Source organism: Pseudanabaena yagii GIHE-NHR1, assembly GCF_012863495.1.
Taxonomy (GTDB): Bacteria; Cyanobacteriota; Cyanobacteriia; order Pseudanabaenales; family Pseudanabaenaceae; genus Pseudanabaena; species Pseudanabaena yagii.
This window is the reverse complement of sequence record NZ_JAAVJL010000002.1, coordinates 401,217-419,610: the sequence shown is the minus strand read 5'-3', so window position 1 is coordinate 419,610 and position 18,394 is coordinate 401,217. Positions and strand designations below refer to the sequence as shown.

The following is an 18,394-nucleotide window of genomic DNA, read 5'->3' as shown; positions in this document are numbered from 1 at the left end:
TAGCAGTATGGTTCGCAGTGGCTTCGACTCCGCTCAGCCAACTTTAGCTGAGCGAAGTCGAAGCTAGATCACCTTGGTGGGACAGTTTTTATCCGCAATAGCCTTATCTCTCTTTTTGTTGAATATATGTCACTATAGCTCTACTTACTTCCTTAATGCGGACAGGTTTACTAATAAAGTCATTCATTCCTGCATCCATACAAGCCTTCTGCTCCTCAGCTAAAGCATCAGCAGTAAGTGCAATAATCCAAGGCTTATTAGGAGAAGCCCGATTTTCTCGAATCCTCTTAGTTGCTGTAATCCCATCCATTACAGGCATTTGCACATCCATGAAGATAATTTCATATTCTGTTGCTGGATTTGGATTGGCTAGAATAGTTAAACATTGCTGTCCGTTTTCAATAATATCTGGCTCATAGCCCAATTTTTTTAGCATGAGTTGTGTAATTTTTTGATTGAGAATATTGTCTTCAACTATCAAAATTTTGATTGGTAATTGCTCAGGAATAATTTCAACATCAATAGAAGCTAAGGAATCTGATGCCTCAATGGACTGATTACTATCATGGACAGGTAAATCGATCGCAAAATGAAATATTGAACCTTGAGATGGCGTATTAGTTCTTGCAATATTCCAATCTGGGGGAGGACTACCACCGATATTGCCAAGGCTTTCTACCCATATTGTACCGCCCATTAACTCGACGAGACGTTTGCAAATCGCTAGTCCTAATCCAGTACCGCCAAATTGACGATTGATGGAAGTATCTGCTTGCATAAATGGTTTAAATAAATTGCCAATATGCTCACTGTTAATACCAATACCTGTATCTGCGATCGCAAATCTCAATTCGTAGGTATTAGCTGTCATAGACTTGCCACTAACTGCGATTGTAATACTTCCTTGCTCCGTAAACTTGATCGCATTGCCAATTAAGTTAATCAATATTTGACGTAATCGCGGACTATCACCAATAAACATCTTGGGAATATTGGGCTGAATCTGGTAGCGCAGATTAATACCTTTATCAAATGCTTGTTTGCTCAATAGATTACAAGCAGAATTTAAGGTGTCAATCAAATTAAATTCTTTCGCTTCTAGATTCAATTTGCCTGATTCAATTTTGGATAAATCTAAAATGTCGTTAATGATAGTTAACAGGGCATCACCACTATCTAAGATGATTTGCACAAAATGCTTTTGATCATCCCTAAGAGGTGTAGTCGCTAGTAGTTGTGCCATTCCAATTACTCCATTCATCGGAGTACGGATTTCATGGCTCATATTAGCGAGAAATTCACTCTTAGCTTTATTGGCAGTTTCGGCTGATTCCTTAGCTTGCGCTAATTTAATTTCTGTTTGTTTACGTTCTGCGAGTTCTAGTTGTAACTGTTGATAGAGTGTTGCTTGTTGAATGGCGATCGCAAGTTGGTTAGAGATCGCTTGTGCTAGCTCAATTTCTTGGGACTCCCAAGGTTTGACGTTATAAGTTTTACGTGAACTGAGACAGCCCCATACTTGATCGTTTACAACAATTGGAACCAGTAACCAAGCTCCAGAAGCATGTTCCGCTAATTCACGATTAATTTCATCTTCAATTTCATTCGCATCATCAACTTGCACAATCTCCATGCGTTTGAGACGCTCAGCAAAAGGATTACCCTCATCAGGAATCTCTAACCCAACCTTGTTAAAAACTTCTGATCCATCCAGAAAGACGGCAACCTGTCTCCAGATTTTTCGCTCTGGCAAATATTTAACGATTGTGACCTGCTCTAAATTGAGTAAATTAGCGATCGCATTAGTTGCCGCCTTAAATACAACTTCTAAGTCTAGGGAATTGCGAATAGTTTGCACAAAATGATTAATCATTTGTTCACGTTTCAAACTATTTTGTAACGCTAATTCCATCTTTTTGCGGTCATTGATATCTAAGATCACGCCAACCATCCGAACTGCTTTACCTGATTTATCGTAAATCCCTCTACCTTTACTTAGAACCCAGTAGATATCTCCTTGTGGTTGGACGATGCGATACTCCATATCTAGCACTGTGCAGTTTTCTAGCGCATTTATGAAAGCAACTTCTACCCATTCCAAATCATCGGGATGTACTCGATTACGCCATGTTACATAACTACTTTCATACTCATTAGCGTTTACTCCCAATAAGTTAAATTTATTTGTATTCCATATTGCCTTACCTGTTGCTAGATCTAAGTCCCAAGTACCTACTTGACTTAAATCGGTAGAAAGCCTGCGTTGCTCTTCACTTTTTTGTAATGCTTCTATCAGTTGACTTTGGGTAATGGCGATCGCGACTTGGTTAGCCAATTGTTGCATGAGGTCAATTTCGGATTCTGTCCATTGTCTAGGGCGATCGCATTGATTGACAATGAGCAATCCCCATAGCCGTTCAGATTGCATAATTGGTACAACAATATCGGCTTTGACAGCGTTCTGACGCAAAAACTCGGTATGAATAGCACTAATATTAGCGGTATCGATATTATCGATCTTGCTAAATATGCCTTGGTGATAGGGTTTATAATATTCTTCACGAACAGAGGGAGTGACTTGACCAGTGACTGGTGCAAACTGACCCGTCACAGTTTCTTTTAAGATAATTCCTGAACCATCATCCTGAATTTGGCAAATTAATGCTCGATCTACTTGAAGGATTCTTTTGATTTCAGCAACAGTTGTTGTTAAGATATCATCTATTTTAAGAGATTGACGGATTTTGAGCGTGACTTCAGAAAGTAGCTGTGTCATTTGATATTGACGTTGTAGCTCTTCTTCAGCATACTTACGATCGCTAATATCGCGGACAACCACAATTGCGGAATTATCTTCAAACGGAACTACTCGCACGTCTTCATAGGCTAAGCAATTGTTGACCATAAAGCTTTGTTCGAGAGTCTGCATTTCTCTAGTAGCAATTGCTTTCTGAATCGCTGTTATCTGCCGATTGGTAATTGATTCTGGCAGTAGTTCCGTAATTTTTTTGCCAATGCGATCAATATTTGGCGGGATAAGGTCATGGTCTGCGTTATTGTGAATTGATTCAAGATAAGTGCCATCTTCAGCAAATAAATTGATCAGATCTGGCAATGAGGTCAGGATAGAACGCAACTTATTCTCGCTCGTTTGCAGGGCTAATGTCCGTTCTTGGATTTGGCACTCTAGGGAATTATTGAGATTTTGGAGATTCTGATAGATTTCTGCTTGCTGAATAGCGATCGCAATTTGGACAGACATCTGCTGAAGTAATTGAATTTCACCATCTTTCCATATACGGGGCGCAGAACATTGATGGGCAATGAGTAGTCCCCATAACGATGGATCTTGGGGATGCCGCAAATCATGGAGATGATGATTCATCGATTCGGATAGCAGGATCGGCACAACAATATTTGCTCTTACCTGAAAACCCTCTAACATTTGCACATGGCAATCCGCAAAATTAGCGTTATATATATCCGAAGCTACTAAAACCCTGCCTTTTTTATATTCGTGGATTTGCCCATTGGCATGAGTATTAATACAATCTTCCTCAGAGACTGCATTCATACAAGACTGCCAAGGATCAACCACAGTTTCTGCCACAATCCGCCGACTCATGTCTTGATTAAATTTATAAATCAGAGTGCGATCAGCCTGCAAGAACTTCTGAATTTCTTGAGTGACGGTCTGACAGATACCTTCTAAATTTAAAAACTGCCGAATATTTAAAGAGAGATGATTAATCAGAGCTTCCCGTCTTCGAGACTGCTCTAGTTGATATCTCAAGGCGATATGCTCTAGTAAGCTATGGATACTCTGTCGCAATGAAAATTCTGTGATGTCATTTTTGACTAGATAATCAAAGGCTCCCAACTTCATGGCATTCACAGCCACTCTCTCATCACCATGACCAGTCAGCATGATTACGGGCAATTTTGGGTCGAGGATGCCACTATTCGATGCGTTTTTGGCTAGGAGATAGGCTCGGATGGATTCTAGAAATTTCAGCCCGTTGCCATCACGCAAATTAAAGTCAACCAAAGTCACATCAGGCTGTTGTGATCGCCAAAGTTCCATTGCTTGATCGATCGTATCTGCTTCTAAGATGCGATAGGTATTCTGCGTATCTCTTTGAATATATTGACGACATAGTAAGCGATCGCTATCAGAATCATCCAAAATCAGAATAGTTACAGCATCTGGCATTATTTAACCCAAAATTTAAGATCAATAAGGCTTGACTGTATAACTATCTAGAATTTCGCGTCCGCGACGAGTCAATGTTTCTGAACCCTCTAGCATTAGTAGGTATTGCCCTCGATCCAAACAATTTCGGCAAGAAATTGACAGGCTACTCTTAAAAAACCATCCATATAAAGTTCCAATCACGCCCCCAATCGCAATACCAATAATTCCTGAGGTTGAGGCGATCGTTAGTAGTGTTTGATACCAATCAAGATTCGGCAATTGCAAGTTAAAAATCAGATGCAAAATCATCCCCATGAGAATGCTGAACGCTCCCACCCAAAACATTCCCCGCTTGGCATAACGCCATGTCGTGCGGGTAGGATTAAATAGCCCAACGCTATCGGGGCTACTGTAGCCCTTGCCAACTAGTGCTAAATTTTCTGGAGAAATACCATGACATTGAAGAAGACGATATGCTTCAAAGGCTGAGGATTCGTCAGGTAAGACAGCAATCATCAGGCGGGAATGTTTAGATCGAGTGTGTGTCACAATTGCTGCCTGCTATCTTCTGAAAAGTATAGTGTTGTACAAAGTAAGTACATACTCATTTGTAAAACAAAAAATCAATTACAGCTAAGGATTTGCGGTACTCGTTTTGTCTGCAACAGAACAAATACCACTCTAGAATCAGAACGTTAGGATATACCTACTTAGATTCTACAAAATTTCATGCAATTTAATCTAGGCATAAGCTTAAATTAAACCCAAATTTCTGTTACAGCACAATGTGCTGGGTTAAAAACCAGAGAAATTTTTGAAAGCGTGGCAAAGCCACGCTTTCAAAAATTTCTCTTTATTGCTTTGTGCTTTCATAAAATTAGAATAAATTTTCAAAAGGATTGCTTTGCAATCCTTTTGAAAATTTATTCTAATTTAGCGATCGCTTGCTGATTTATTAACAATTTGTCAGTAAGTAAGTCTTTAATCGTGGCAATTAAGACACGGCGCTCATCAATGGCAAAATCCACAGCAATGCGATCGCTACCTAATTGTCCGAGGGGTTCGAGGCGAGCAATACAAACCTGACTTGGCTCAGCTTGCTCCTGATTAATCACCTGATAGTTGTTGCTAGAGTCATGTATAGGGGCATTTCTGCTATTAATTGCGAGGGAACGAAAATCTGACTGTTTTAATAGTTGACTGCTGGTCATTCGTCCTGAGCCATCATAGGTAACTTCTGCTTGGGAAATATCCGCAACTTCGCCGATGTCTAGCCAGATTTCTGCTTGTCCTGTGATCGCGGCTTGTAGGATCAGTGGTTCGGGACGCTGACAAGGATATTTTACCCCCTTCTCAAATAGGGTATAGAAAGAATATTGATTGAGGTAGGGTTCCCACAGGCGAATCGCATAGCTATGGCGGAGATGGTCTTCGATCGCGATCGCCTGTCCTAAAGCTAAGGCTCCATGAGCAACTGCTTCAAAAGGTTTACCAAGTTTGACTTTAGATTTACCGAAATAGGAAATGATTAATTGCTGAATTGCGACAATTTGGCAACTTCCCCCAACTAAGAGAACTTGCTCAATGGCTGCCTTGCTCGTGCCTTTATTGAGAGCAAGCGTTAGCACTTCATCAATTGCTTCGCGTAACTGTTCGAGCATTTGATTTTGTTCGAGAATATCAGTCAATTCCGCTTGCGTCAGACTCATTTCATGGGAGATCATCTGCTCATCTAGCCAAGTTTCCGTTACTTCTGTAACCAGCGACAATTTAATCTTGATCTGTTCCGCAAGTTTTAAAATTTTTAGCCAATCAACTTCACTAATTTGCGATCGCGCCATTCCCCATTGACGCAAAAAATGTTCAGTAATCCAGCGATCAACATCGATCCCGCCGATATAAGCATCGGATTTCGCGATCGCTTCGGCTTTGGTAACTTGAGATTTTTCATTAATTGGGGCAGTACGCACCAGACTGAGATCTAAGGTTCCACCACCAAAATCAATTACCAATACCAACGCATTGGGACGGGTCACGGCATAGCCTAAGGCAGCCGCCGTAGATTCATCAATAATTTGCAGATTTGGAACTTGAATCTTGTCAGCAAAGCTATGAAACCAGTTGAGATATGCCTCAAAAGCCCCCACAGGAACGGTTAAGATTAATTGGGCCGGTTCAATATTTTGTAATCGTAAGCGTTGCCATAGTTCCATCAAAAAGATTTCAGCGATCGCTTCCACATCGTAACGTTCACCATCAATCTCGCGATCAGGCGATCGGAAATTTGCGACAATATCCCGCTTAAAGCCTTGAAATAGACGTTTTGAGTGATCCTGCGATTGGAGTTGTATTCCTGCTTGTTTTTCCGCCTGTTTACCAAAGAAAAATTGCTGCTTACCACTGACATAGACCAAACTGGGGACTAAACAAGCGAAACCGTCAGGAGTAGCAAAATCGCAGGAAATGTCATCAAAGCATAAAGTTTTGGGTGTAGATATATCGCGATCGCCTTGAGAAGTGAGTATGGCGATCGCCGTATTACTTGTACCAAAATCAATCGCAATGATCGTCATCTTCAATTCCCAATAATCCTAGTCAGAGTTTTTATTTTGCTGAAGACAAAATAAAAACTCAAAACCCATGTTCGATATACGCACGATTGCCGCCAGATTGTTGAGCTTGCTCCAGCGATCGCTTAGCGAGGAAAATTAATTCACTGAAACTAATATCAGGCTCGTTATTGAAATTCGTTTCACTCTTTTGATTGGCTAATTGTTTTATCACTCCACCAACGCTAACTGTGAGGGGAAACAGTAAACCCGAAGATACGGAGATCGGATGGCTGCGAATACTAGCTAGTAGATCATTAGCAAGCTGTGAGCCACTTTGGGCATCCATATGTGGTGTCACACAGACAAATTCATCTAGTCCATACCGATACAACAGACTATTCGCCGCGCAGTTATGACTCAATCTGCCTGCGATCGCCTTAATAGTTTCATTACCCACTTTATCTCCATAGGACTGAGTAACCTGTTGAAACTGATCGATATCAATTACTAAGATACTAAGAAAGCTATAGCCTTTATAATTTCCAAATCCTTTAAACTGCTGCATCATTTTGGGAATAATCCCTGCAAATGCTTGCTCATTCAAAACTTTAGTTAAGGGATCGGATAATGTCAGGGCATCTAACAAATCATTTTGCGCTAATAGTCTTTGATTAGTCCATGTTAAAGACTGAACTAACGCGCTAATTCTTAGCCCTGTTCGTAATCTCACCTTTAGCTCAGCGCTATCTATCGGACTATTGAGAAAATCATCTACCCCTGTATCTAGACCGATCTGGCGTTGTTGAGAATTCAACGCCTCTACAATCAAGACAAAGTAGGTAGCGCTCAGCTCAGGATAAGCCAGATTCGATTTCACCCGATGACATAGTGCTAAGCCCGAAACATCAGGAATTGTCCAGTCCGCTAGCACAATTACAGGTCTTTTTTGGAGAATTATTTCCCAAGCCTTCTCGCCACTGGGTTCAGTGATGTAGTTATATTTTTCTGAGGATAAAACTTCTGCAACTTCAGACAGTAGCTTAAGATCGCCACTAGTAACTAGAATTAGCGAATTGCGACGATAATATTTTAATCTGCGAAAATCCAAGGTATTTGCCTCGCCCTATCTAAATTCCCAAAAAACCACCTTGTCACCGCCGAGTTGACAGCGCCAAGCGCTATCCGAAATGTCAAGAAGTTTGGTTAAAAGTCTGCCTAAGTAAAACTTTTAACTAGTGCAGCTTTTAACCAAAATATTTCTGTTTACTAGAGAAAAATGTAATGAATTATTTTTTCCCCCATCCAAATAGACCTCCCTTCTTCTCAGGAGCCTTGGCAGGAGTTTGAGCCTGTGCAGCACTCACTTGATTAATGTACTTCAGAGCAGTTGGTTCTTTTGGATCAAGTTTTAGAGCCTTTTGGAAACTTACTTTAGCGATCGCTGCCGCATTTTGATTCATCTGCACTAGACCTTTGAGGGCATAGACTTTGGCATTATTAGGATCTAGTTTCTCGGCGGCGATTAACTCCTTGAGCGCATCCGTCCATTGCTTTTTCCCAATAAATAGCTCTGCCATGTTGAGGTTCCGCAGTGCGGGAGATTGGGCAGGTTTTGGAGCAACACTGGGCTGACCATTGCCATTTTGAGCCACCGTTTGACTGGGTGACTGACTGGGGGATTGACTGAATGCGGGAGCCGCCGCACTGCTGCCTGTCGTAAAGCTGAGGCTAGATTGCGTCATTAAATACACAAGATTTAATTCGCTGAGAGTTGCCGTATATTCCAAAATCGACTCTAGGGTTTCGTATTGCTTTGGGGCAACTTGTTCCACGAATTGCGTATAGGTGATTTCGTGGGGTAGCCGATATAGTTTTTGAGCAATTTCCGTACTTAGGGTGAGTGCAGTGCCTTTTTGTTTTTGAGTCTGAGCAAATATTCTCAAGGTGGCTAAATATTCACCGCGATCGCGATCGCTATTTAGCACTTGATAAGCAGGACTAACCATCTTAGAAAAATATTTGGTTGCGGTGTCCTTTTCTTCATCAGTGCGCCCAAAAACGTCGGGATGCAAGATTTTAGCAAGCTTGAGAAATTTTTTGCGAATGTGAGCCGCATCGGTATTTAACGGTAGACCGAGTATGGCGTAATGATCGCTAACACCGAAGCTGGCAAGTCCTTTGTCGATTTTAAAGTTTTCTGGCTTTCCCACAGGTTCCACCTCTTAAGTATCTGTTCGAGTTTACCGTCTTGAATCATCTCAGTTAAAGCCTTATCGATCGCTTTTTTAAGGGATACATCATCCTTATTGATGATCGCTACTAAGCGAATCGGGATTAAAGGCTCACCGACAATTATAAAGTTAGGATTGTTTCGTACCTGCCACACCGCTACAGGCTCATCAAGAATCATCGCATCGAGTTGGCGATCGCGTAATTGGATAATCATCCGATCAAGATCCCTTGATGAAAATAGCCGAATGGCGTTGCCCCTATTTTTATTATAGGTTTCCGCGATCGCTGCACCACCACTATTAGCAACAACTCCTACCCGCTTACCGATCATGTCACGCAAGGATTTAATTTGCGTACCATCAGCTCGAATCAGCAATCGCTGAGCACTGCGATAATAGGGCAAGGATTCTATAAATTTACCCTTGGTATCACCATTTTCTAGCGCACCCTCTTCCCGCGCACTGAGTAAGAGATCAACTTGTCTGGAAGCTAAATTCTCAGGCTGAGTTGTCCAAGGAACATTAATCGGACGTGGCTCAATATTTAATCTTGACGCAATTTCTTGAAGAATTTCTAGCTCAAATCCATCATAAAATTGGGTTTTGGCGTTCCAGAACATATAGGGACCACCAATTGCGGCATCAATTCCTACTCGCAAGTGCCCACGACGCATCACAATCCCTAGGCTACTATCTTCAGCAAATGTAGGGGCAGGGAATGGGACAATGTTGCTGACAACTCCAAGACTTACGCCTGCATAGATTGCCCAATAAGTGAATTTTTGGATGTACTTCAACATTTAATTATGCGTGCTTTTCTCGGCAATTCTAAGAATATAGTGTAAAGCGCTGTAGGTTTGAATATAGTGTAAAGCGCTGTAGGTTTATAGTACTAGTGTTGCAAAATTCGATAGAAAGTAGTCTTGCCTGGATATTGATCAAATGCTCCTTCAAAAGTTGTACCTGTGAGCCACGAAAATTCCGATTTAAAGGGAGAATTTGACAGAATTAAACGACAGCCATCATTCATACAAATACCAATATGCCACTGTCCATTGGTGTAGTCTGTACCATTAGCGATCGCAATATCTCCGCGTACAGCTTGCTTTTGGTCAATGCGTTTACCCTGACCTTTATCTAAGTCTGCAACTATAGAAGGAACATATAGAGTATTCTGCCCAACTTGATAGCCCAAGGCGCGATCAAGCACCATATTTACCATACGCGCACAGGCTAACTTGCCATTACTAGTATTCGGTTCATACAGACTACTTCTACCCAAAAGGTCACGGGATAAAGCAGTTTGAAAAATTTTTTCAGGAGTCTTTAAGTCATTTTTAGTATTGGTATTTCCAGAATTGTATCCAGAATTTGGGCGCTGATTTGCTTGGATTACCTTGCGCAGTTCTTGGTATTTAGGCTCACTAGCTGTTAAGTCAGTAGTACGCGCCTTATAAGCATCGTATTGAACCTTGCCCCATTGCATCACTGGTTTGCCTACTACCGCTAAAATTGCGAGAATGCCCACAGTGATCAAAAATCCTCTGCTTACTTTGGGGCGAGTTCCAGATTTTGGTAGCTCATTCTCACTCATATTTCTAGCCTCTGTGACGGTTTAAGACGGACTCAGTATGATTTATAGAATTAGCGGTGGGAAATTTTGTTGCCTAAACGTTTAATCTAAAGCCATAATCTCGTGCATGGATCAACCTTCACGACTACAAAAATCATGAAACTTAAAGCCCTTATCCCTTCAAGTAGTCCGTTTACCGTAGCGAATAAGCGGCGATCGCGGACTTATTTGGGCAGAGCATTACTCATCTTGACCTGCTCTTTGGCAAGTATAGGTACAGGCGAGTTGATCCCCTTAGCCGCGATCGCTCAACCTTTGTTGTTAGCCCAATCTAACAATAAAGGTTATGGCTTAGGTTTACCCAAAAGTGCAAGTACAGGGGGAGGGACGAGGCTTGTGAATAGAGATAGCCTTGAAACAGATGAAAATGCTCCTAATACGCAACCTCGACGTGGGGTTATACCTTCGATACGTAGCAGAGATAGATCCCCAGCATTACTAATGCGACAGCTACAGCCACAACCTCTCCTAACATTGATTACGCCTGAGGATGGTGGGCGGACAGCCAATGCTCAACCTACTTTGTATTGGTATTTGTATGATCAACCCAAACAAATGTCTTCATCTACTAATGATCTTGAGCATCATGTCAACAAAACGGATGAGTCGACTCACACAACAGAGTCTCAGGATTGTTTTGTTGGACAACTTCGTGTCATCTTGACGGAGGATCAAAAGGACACAACGACAATATTTCAAACTAAGTTAACAATGAAGAGTGGTTTGTCCAGCTTCAAATTGCCGATCGCAGCTTCTTTGCAATCATCTAAAAGCTACCGTTGGGAAATCACATTACCAGCTCAACAAAATGAACTGGAAGAGGACGTAATTGTAAGTGGCTGGATTGTATATTCCCCTCCTGAAAGTAGTCTGCAAAAGTCTTTGATGCGTGCTTTGACAACTCGCGATCGCGCCAAGATTTATGCTGAAGCGGGATATTGGTTTGAGGCGATCGATGGTTATACCCGTTGGCTAAAAATTAATCCTAAGGATCTCAAAACAAGAAATGCCAGAAATGAAATCTTGAAATCAGGATTTGCTACCAATCAAAACTTAGATATTGATGCTTTTATTGGGTTACTAAATACCGACGCAACAAAATCATCAGTTAAGTAGTGTTTGTCTCTCTTTGCTCATCCCTATTTTTAATCTGACTAATTTACTGTAAATATCAGCAAATAACAGAAAACAGTATGAAATTAAGCGATGGAACCCAGAATTTTTGGTCACAAATTAGAGGATATTCTCTTTCTTCTGCCTTGACTATTGCAGTTGCTTTTCACTTTTATGGATGGAGAGTAGCTAGTATAATTGCTTTTTTTCTGTTTATTTGTTTTATTTGGTTGCTGTCAGATATTAAGGAAAAACTAATCAGATCACAATCGGATAAATTTAATTATGAAACTGCTAGTATTGAAGACTATCCACTCTTAAATTTTAATTGGTTCCAAGATCAAACTAATCAATTAGAACTTCTTGGATTTGTGCAGGTTATGGATTATAAAATCGCACAAACATCAGGCTTTGCGAAGTGTTTTGCTCATCCAGACAATTATTGTTATGCAGAAGTAAACGAGGTTTTTAAAGCAACTGGAGAATCATTTTCTAGAAATGTCTCAATTATGAGTAGCCTAGAGCAAGGCTGGACATTAAGTAGCATTAATCAAGAGGTAAGTATTACAGCTAGTATTGCTTACGGTTTCTGGCGTAATCCTAGAAGTGTGCGTATTTATTATCCTACTCTTAGCCTAGAGGAGCTATTTCATAAGCATTTACAAATGAGGCAGCAAATGATTACTAATATTGGTGTAGCTCTATTAACAGATGTTTCTTGGGATAACTATGTTGAGAAACAGCAGGAAGCGACTATCTACCGTAAAAAGGCTGTGAAACAAAAATCATTACTGTTAGCAATGATAGATGTGACGAAATTCGAGTTAAATCCTAAATCGGAATGGTTGGGAGATTACGCTAAATTCGTCAAATAAATAATATAAAAAACAACGTGTAATTAAGTTACACATCAAGCATAAAAATATGGATAATAAAAAAATTTTATTTGTGAGCTATACCGCAGTTTTAGGTGGGGGAGAACTTTGTTTAATCGATTTTGCTAATGCTTATCGTGAAACTAGTCAGGTAGTGCTGCTCACCGATGGAATTTTAAAAACACGATTGGAAGATTTAGGGGTCAAGGTTGAGGTTTTGCAAGCATCGCGATCACTTGCTGATGTCAAGCTATCAAGTGGGCTAGGCTCATCTCTGAAATCTATTGGTGATCTCTGGCGACTTGGCAAACAGATTGCCAATAAAAGTCAAGCCTTTGATTTAATCCATGCCAATAATCAAAAAGGATTTGTGGTGGCGGCGATCGCAAGATTATTGGGTGGTGCACCTGTAGTTTGGCACTTGCATGATATTTTGACCGCCGATATTTTTAGTGCAACCAATCGTAGGATCGCAGTTACCTTAGCGAATTGGTTTGCTACGAGAGTAATTGTCAATTCTCAAGCGACAGCAGACGCATTTATTGCCGCAGGGGGCAATCGCCGACTATTACGCACGGTATATAACGGATTTGATAGTGAAAAGTTTGATCAAGTTGATGATAATCAAGCCACTTTGCGAGAGGAATTAGGCATTCCCCGCGATCGCCCTTTAGTGGGAATGTTCAGTCGGCTGTCTTACTGGAAAGGGCAACATATTTTATTAGAAGCTGCTAGTCAACTCCCTGATGTCCATGTGTTGCTAGTCGGTGATGCGCTTTTTGGCGAAGCAGAGTATAGGGAAAAGCTGAAAAATATTGCGGCGCAAGAGAGTCTCAAGGGTCGTGTGCATTGGCTCGGCTTTCGGCAAGATATTCCCGCCTTAATGAAAGCTTGCGATGCGATCGCCCATTGTTCAACTGCTCCTGAACCCTTTGGGCGCGTAATTGTCGAGGCGCAATTATCGAAAAGACCTGCGATCGCAACTATCGGTGGTGGTACTAGCGAAATTATTACCAATGGCGTGACAGGTTTATTAATTCCTCCTAACGATCCGCAATTACTGGCGGCTGCCATGCAACAAATTTTTAGCGATCGCGAAGCAACCCAAAAGATGGTCGAAGCTGCCTATAGCCAAGCAAAATTAAAGTTCTCAATTCCCTCTGTCTGTGCCGAATTTGAAATGGCGATCGCCTAATTCTTGTGGATTATTCATTGATGTTTAGAAGGAGACGATAGTTCAAGAATGATCGATAACATTTGTAAATTCTTAGCAGAAAGCTTTTCCAGTGACTTTGCCAGTTGGATCTTAGGCGAATCCATAACCCTCACCAAACTCGAACCATCAGAACTCTCAACCGAGCCAATTCGTGTCGACTCAGTCATATTTCTGGAATCCTCAGAAATTATCCTGCACATCGAGTTTCAGACCGATCCCAATAAAAATATCCCCTTTCGTATGGCAGACTATCGCCTACGCCTATATCGCAAATTCCCTGAAAAGCAAACCCATCAAGTCGTTATCTATCTAAGTCCCAGTCAATCACCACTAGTCCATGAAACCACATTCACCCTTAGAGAGCTAAACCATCGCTTTAACGTCATCCGACTATGGGAACAACCCACGGAAATATTTCAGCAATACCAAGGACTATTACCCTTTGCCACCCTATCTCAGACTAACAACCCAGAAGCAACCTTAAGACAAGTCGCCAAACAAATTGAAAATATTGCCGATAAGCAGGTACAGAGCAACGTAGCCGCCTCAACCGCTATAATATCTGGCATAGCCCTAAGCAAAGAAATCATCCAAAGATTACTCAGGAGCGAAATTATGAAAGAATCCTTAGTACAGGACAAAAAGTTGCAAAAGTAGGCAGGGAGGGGTTTTATAAAAGATAACCACATCGTAAATAAAACCCCTATGAAAGAGATTAACCTATTCCGAGAAAAGTTGCAGCAACATCTGCAATGGAATCAGCAATTCTCATTATGAAAAATTAACTACTGTTGGGAGGGAGATCTAACTCCAAACCTTGAATCATAAAAGTCAAAAGATGATCCCAACTATCAAAAACAAGATATCGAGTCAAGGCGCGTAAATCGTTAAAAAAGGTTTTGCGGGTTGGCAAATGAGAGCGCAATAACTGGTACTTGTCATCGACCAATTCCAATAACGTGTGAAATAGTAGGGACAAAATATTGAGGGTGGCTAGGAATGAAGCAAGATGCTCCTTGCCATGTCCAAAGTTGTGTTCTAGGTTGTAGCCCTTAGTTTTGAGAGTATTGTTATTCTCATTTTCCACTTTCCAACGAGTACGACCAGCCAGCACGATTTCCACCACTGTTTGCTCAGTAATCAGGTGATTGGTGGCAAAAGAGTTTTTGTAAACTACCTTGCCATCAGGTCTAGTCACAGTTAGTTCACACCAGTTAACCAGCAAAGCATCGTCACCATCTTTGATAGGTAGCCCATTGACATATTGGTAGGTATAGGTCTCTTGAACTTTCCCTGTCCACTTATTGACAACCACCGTTGGCAAAGCAATCCCTTCTATATGCTCATAGATAGTGGGGTGAGATTCGGGGCGGCAGACTAAGATGAAGTTGAACTGTTGCTCTAATAGCATTTGGCAGAGGGGTTGGCGAGAATAAAGGTCATCACCCAAAACAGTTACCTTGAATGCACTGTACTTACTGCCATGTTGTAACAACCATCTTTTGGCGGCTGTATTCTCACAGTCTTGCTTGTCATTTCCATCCTGCGGCACAATAAATTCTGGTACTAGGGGAATCACTTGCGATTGATGTGGACTGACGATAACTGGCGTAACTACGCTATGAAAATAATGAATTTCTCCTGATTTCATTTTCCTACTCGAACAATGGTGACAGTGTATTTGTTTTGAACTAAAGTACTCTGTCCCATCTAGCGCCATTAATAGATTGTTGGCGAATCCTCGAAATCTTTGCAGTTTCCCCTTTTGCTCTATCGTCTCCAAGATTGTCTCGAACACTGGAAACATTTCTTTAGGTTGCACTGGGTCTAGCAAGTCTCGGATATGGTTATCCGTTGGTATTTTATGCACCCCAAATAAACTTTGGGCGTTGCTTCGCCCTTTTGTCTGCTCCATTGTCCGCTGGTAAGACAAGAATGATGGACTTTGAGTGAAAAATACACTGAATGCACTCATGGCTGCATCTTCCATGCCATAGCGACTATTTTTGCCTGTCCGCTTGTCTGGCAATGATTCTAGTTGTTGTCGGAAAATTTCTACAATTCTGTCGAATGAGCCTTGTGCTTTCAAAGCTCTTCCCCTAAATCAATCATCATGTTATTTACAATATCCCTATATCAACGGTTTGACTAGCCTTCGTTCATAATGAGAATTGCTGGCAATGGAATAGAGCAAGACTAGCCTTTGTGTCCATGTTCTTGATCGCGCTAATGCGAGTAAAGACAGTAAACCTAGCTGAAATTGCCACAGGATTTAGTGGTTATGCCAAAGTCGAATCACACTATAAGAGGTTACAGAGATTTTTTCGAGACTTTGAAGTGGACTATGAAAAGATCGCACTCATGGTCGTCAAAGTCATGCAAATCCCCGAACCTTGGGTAATTTCTATCGACCGCACCGATTGGGAATTCGGTAAAACCGTGTTTAATGTGCTGACATTGGGAATAGTGCATTACGGTATTGCATTCCCGTTGGTATGGATGATGCTGGACAAAAAAGGTAACTCAAACACCCGTGAGCGCTGTGAATTGTGTAATCGATTTCTGGAAATATTTGGAGACCGCAAAATCGACTTTTTGAGTGCAGACCGAGAGTTTGTCGGTGAGGATTGGTTAGATTACTTGTTGTGTGAACCATGTAACCGTTTTCGTATCCGCATTCGTAAAAATACTTTGCTCAATGACGGGCAGAAAAAACTGCGTGCCGACATTTGTTTTCAAGACCTCCAAGTTGGTCAGTCCAAAGTATTGTCCAAGCCCAGAAAGGTTTGGAACCATTGGCTTCGTATAGCCGCTATGCGTCTTGATGATGGCGATTTATTAATTGTCGCGACGACTCATGACCCTGATACGGCTATTGCTGACTATGCTAAGCGTTGGGCTATTGAGACTTTATTCGGGTGCTTTAAAACCCGTGGCTTTTGTTTGGAGTCCACTCATCTTCAAGATCCTGAACGTCTTTCCAAACTAATTGCTTTGCTTACTCTGGCTTTATGTTGGGCTTTTTCTTCTGGGCTTTGGTTGGCTCAACTAAATCCCCTCAAGCCTAAAAAACACGGTCGTCTTCCTAAAAGCATTTTTCGCCTTGGTTTTGATTTCCTTCGTCACATCATCTTTGACTTACATCTCAATTCTCAAGCCTTCTTTAACTCCATTAAATTTTTGTCCTGTACTTAGGAAAGAATCAGTAATTTATCAAGAAATCTTACGAGAAGGCTTGGCTGAAGGATTAGCTGAAGGTAAGGCCAAAGGATTAGCTGAAGGTAAGGCAAAAGGCTTGGCTGAGGGTAAGGCGAAAGGCTTGGCTGAGGCAACTAATCAAATTGCTCTTAATATGTTGCGTTCTAATATGTCCACAGATTTAATTGCTCAGGTTACAGGGTTAACTCTTAAACAAATCGAAAAATTGCAAAAACTCGCCGCAAAGCAATCTCAATCACCCAAATCGTCACAGACAAAGCGCTCATAAAAGTCTTAGCCTTTACTAGAAAAGCGATCGCCAATAAATAAAAAACAATTTAAGGGTGTGTGGCTTAGCCACACACCCTTAATTACTCTCTGCTGTGAGGACAGATAATCGTAAAAGTCATCAAATAACAATATCCAACCTAAATCGCTTATCTATTGGTGTATTTGAGGTTGTAAGGTTTATAAAAGTATTTTTTTTAAGAGTAGTCGAGGCGTTAAATGCTAACAGACAGCGATCGCGTTCAGGTTCTAAGTGAAGCTTTGCCCTACATGCAGCAATTTGCGGGGCGTACCATTGTCGTCAAATATGGTGGGGCGGCAATGAAAGAAGAAAATCTTCGGCAGGACGTGATCCGCGATGTCGTCACGATGTCATTTATGGGATTGCGCCCAGTACTAGTGCATGGTGGCGGGCCCGAAATCAATACATGGCTCACCAAACTGAACATCGAGCCACAGTTTATCAATGGATTGCGGGTTACCGATGCCGCCACTATGGAAGTTGTGGAAATGGTGCTAGTTGGTCGAGTCAACAAGCAGATCGTAGAAATGATTAACCTCGCAGGTGGCTCTGGTGTCGGTCTATGCGGTAAGGATGGCAATCTGATTCGTGCGCGTCCCCAAGGCAATGATGCGATCGGCTTTGTGGGTGAAGTCAGTGGCATTAATATCGGTCTGCTCTCAACCCTACTCGAAGCAGGACATATTCCCGTTGTATCTAGTGTCGCGACCGATGAAACAGGTCAGTCCTACAACATCAATGCGGATACCGTCGCTGGTGAACTCGCCGCCGCTTTGGGAGCGGAGAAATTGATTCTCCTCACCGACATTGCAGGTATTCTCCATAATTACAAAGATCCCAGTACGCTCTATCGCAGTTTGACGATCAGCAAAGCTAGAGAACTGATGAATGAAAATGTCGTCAGTGGTGGCATGATTCCTAAAGTTCAGTGCTGTGTGCGATCGCTAGCGCAGGGGGTAAAAGCTGCACATATTGTCGATGGGCGCGTACCACATTCTCTATTACTGGAAATCTTTACTAACAGTGGCGTTGGTTCTATGATTGTCGCTTCTGAAACAGCTCTTTAACTAA

13 protein-coding genes and 2 pseudogenes are annotated in these 18,394 nt (G+C 41.6%); 7 read left to right on the top strand and 8 right to left on the bottom strand.

Annotated features, from left to right (window positions below; translation table 11 throughout):
- Positions 1-103: 103 nt before the first annotated feature.
- The 7 genes from HC246_RS18705 to HC246_RS18675 form a co-directional block, all read right to left on the bottom strand.
- Positions 104-4,213: a GAF domain-containing protein gene (locus HC246_RS18705; RefSeq protein ID WP_169364957.1), complete on the bottom strand. Its 4,110-nt coding sequence runs from the start codon at positions 4,211-4,213 to the stop codon at positions 104-106.
- A 21-nt stretch (positions 4,214-4,234) separates the two neighbouring features.
- On the bottom strand, positions 4,235-4,744 hold the full coding sequence (locus HC246_RS18700; RefSeq protein ID WP_318655972.1) for a hypothetical protein: 510 nt from the start codon (positions 4,742-4,744) through the stop codon (positions 4,235-4,237).
- Between the two features lie 374 nt (positions 4,745-5,118).
- On the bottom strand, positions 5,119-6,768 hold the full coding sequence (locus HC246_RS18695; protein ID WP_169364956.1) for an Hsp70 family protein: 1,650 nt from the start codon (positions 6,766-6,768) through the stop codon (positions 5,119-5,121).
- 58 nt (positions 6,769-6,826) lie between these two features.
- A complete protein-coding gene (locus tag HC246_RS18690; RefSeq protein WP_169364955.1) occupies positions 6,827-7,855 on the bottom strand; it encodes a GGDEF domain-containing response regulator in 1,029 nt (342 codons plus the stop codon).
- Between the two features lie 178 nt (positions 7,856-8,033).
- Positions 8,034-8,957, bottom strand: coding sequence for a J domain-containing protein (locus HC246_RS18685; protein ID WP_318655971.1), 924 nt, complete (start codon positions 8,955-8,957; stop codon positions 8,034-8,036).
- Positions 8,870-9,778 (bottom strand): substrate-binding periplasmic protein, encoded by a 909-nt coding sequence (locus HC246_RS18680; RefSeq protein ID WP_169364954.1) that lies wholly within the window; start codon positions 9,776-9,778, stop codon positions 8,870-8,872. The genes HC246_RS18685 and HC246_RS18680 overlap by 88 nt, the downstream gene beginning before the upstream one ends.
- A 92-nt stretch (positions 9,779-9,870) precedes the next feature.
- A complete protein-coding gene (locus HC246_RS18675) occupies positions 9,871-10,572 on the bottom strand; it encodes a hypothetical protein (protein ID WP_169364953.1) in 702 nt (233 codons plus the stop codon).
- 135 nt (positions 10,573-10,707) lie between these two features.
- On the opposite strand from HC246_RS18675, the gene HC246_RS18670 reads away from it, so the two are divergent.
- The 4 genes and pseudogenes from HC246_RS18670 to HC246_RS18655 all read left to right on the top strand — a co-directional run.
- The gene (locus HC246_RS18670) at positions 10,708-11,727 is read left to right on the top strand and encodes a DUF928 domain-containing protein (protein WP_169364952.1); all 1,020 of its coding nucleotides are present in this window, start codon (positions 10,708-10,710) and stop codon (positions 11,725-11,727) included.
- A gap of 77 nt (positions 11,728-11,804) precedes the next feature.
- Complete coding sequence (locus tag HC246_RS18665) at positions 11,805-12,599, top strand: hypothetical protein (RefSeq protein WP_169364951.1); 795 nt, start codon at positions 11,805-11,807, stop codon at positions 12,597-12,599.
- 49 nt (positions 12,600-12,648) lie between these two features.
- Positions 12,649-13,794: a glycosyltransferase family 4 protein gene (locus HC246_RS18660; RefSeq protein ID WP_169364950.1), complete on the top strand. Its 1,146-nt coding sequence runs from the start codon at positions 12,649-12,651 to the stop codon at positions 13,792-13,794.
- Positions 13,795-13,842: 48 nt separating this feature from the next.
- A pseudogene (locus tag HC246_RS18655) lies at positions 13,843-14,463 on the top strand (Rpn family recombination-promoting nuclease/putative transposase); the annotation flags it as partial.
- Between the two features lie 133 nt (positions 14,464-14,596).
- Here HC246_RS18655 and HC246_RS18650 read toward each other — a convergent pair.
- The gene (locus HC246_RS18650) at positions 14,597-15,877 is read right to left on the bottom strand and encodes an ISNCY family transposase (protein ID WP_169365215.1); all 1,281 of its coding nucleotides are present in this window, start codon (positions 15,875-15,877) and stop codon (positions 14,597-14,599) included.
- 119 nt (positions 15,878-15,996) lie between these two features.
- Between HC246_RS18650 and HC246_RS18645 the strand changes: the two are divergent.
- From HC246_RS18645 to argB, 3 genes and pseudogenes are all read left to right on the top strand, one after another.
- Positions 15,997-17,010 (top strand): annotated as a pseudogene (locus tag HC246_RS18645) (IS4 family transposase); the annotation flags it as partial.
- On the top strand, positions 16,949-17,302 hold the full coding sequence (locus HC246_RS18640; RefSeq protein WP_225903048.1) for an RpnC/YadD family protein: 354 nt from the start codon (positions 16,949-16,951) through the stop codon (positions 17,300-17,302). The pseudogene HC246_RS18645 and the gene HC246_RS18640, both read left to right, overlap by 62 nt.
- Before the next feature lie 218 nt (positions 17,303-17,520).
- Entirely contained in the window at positions 17,521-18,390 is an 870-nt protein-coding gene (gene argB, locus HC246_RS18635) for an acetylglutamate kinase (RefSeq protein WP_126386819.1), read from the top strand.
- The last annotated feature ends 4 nt before the right edge of the window (positions 18,391-18,394 follow it).